The 772-nt window shown below is 36.8% G+C and carries 1 protein-coding gene; it reads left to right on the forward strand.

Annotation, left to right across the window (positions count from 1 at the left end; all coding sequences use genetic code 11):
- The first annotated feature begins 141 nt into the window (after window positions 1-141).
- Complete coding sequence (locus G3567_RS13240) at window positions 142-591, forward strand: hypothetical protein (RefSeq protein ID WP_205521241.1); 450 nt, start codon at window positions 142-144, stop codon at window positions 589-591.
- The last annotated feature ends 181 nt before the right edge of the window (window positions 592-772 follow it).

Below are 772 nucleotides of genomic sequence, written 5' to 3' on the forward strand. Positions count from 1 at the left end.
CTGCCGAACCATTCCGCAACGAAACCATAGCCAAAACCGTTGTGCGGCATTTAAATGAAACGACTAATTCACATATCGACAATATTGATTCTGACAATTGGAATGATTTCCTGCGACCGAATCAGAAATAAGTCAGAGCAAGTGGCGGAAAAGGTCAAAGAAAAAACTAAAAACGAACTCAGGGAACAAACTCAAAAAGTAATTGATAAAGTTTACCCACCATTTGACCACGACAAACCAGACACAGAAAACAACAAAAAAAGATTCAAAGACTTCTTAAAGGTTGAAATTACACCTGATGTTAAGAATATCTACTGCTTTGATGATGCCATTGGAATTGACGCAGATTATATGTTTGCTTTTAACTGCAATGCGACCACTTCGAAAAAAATAATAGAAGTTCATAAGCTGACAATTGACTCACTAAACTCAGATAATGGATTTGGTATGCAACATGACTTTGAATGGTGGGATAAGGATAGAATCGAGAGTTTACAGAAATACAGTTGGACAAACGAAAATCATTATTTCAAATACTATTGGTATGACAAGGAGAATGGAAAAGCTTATTTCTTTGACTTTGATATGTGAAAAATAAAAAACGACCGCACAACATCGGCTATAGCAAATGCGGGTTGACTGGTTAAAAATGAAGATATTGCAACTAAACAGCATTCGGTCTGGGGGACAAAGATTCAGTTTCAAAATCCCGCACTTGCCATAGCCAGGGCCGTTACCACACATTTGAAAAAAACAATCGTCATAGCATTAA

The sequence above is a fragment of the Psychroflexus aurantiacus genome, assembly GCF_010820555.1.
In the GTDB taxonomy this organism is placed as follows: Bacteria; Bacteroidota; Bacteroidia; order Flavobacteriales; family Flavobacteriaceae; genus Psychroflexus; species Psychroflexus aurantiacus.